The 266-nt window shown below is 66.2% G+C and carries 1 protein-coding gene; it reads left to right on the top strand.

The genetic code is table 11. From position 1 onward, the window contains the following. Window positions 1-266 (top strand): acyl-CoA dehydrogenase family protein (locus tag CUZ56_RS15125; protein ID WP_148113773.1); only part of this gene is annotated, 266 nt, incomplete at both ends.

Raw genomic sequence — 266 nt, 5'->3', positions numbered from 1 at the left:
GGGCACCTACGATGCCGATACCTGGCAGCTGCTGACCTCGAACATGGGGATTCCGAGCCTGCATATCGCCGAGGAATTCGGCGGCGGCGGATTCAGTGTCCTCGAAACCGCGATCGTCGCGCAGGAACTGGGCCGTGCACTCACACCGGTGCCCGTGCTCACCACCACCGGCGCCATCGAAGCCGTCCTGCGGCTCGGCAGTGCCGAGCAGCATCGCGCACTGCTACCGCAACTCCTCGACGGTAGTGTGATCGGCGCTCTGGCGC

The organism is Saezia sanguinis (assembly GCF_003991585.1).
GTDB lineage: Bacteria > Pseudomonadota > Gammaproteobacteria > Burkholderiales > Burkholderiaceae_C > Saezia > Saezia sanguinis.
Note: the sequence above shows the minus strand (reverse complement) of the source record. Positions and strands in the feature narration are given on the sequence as shown.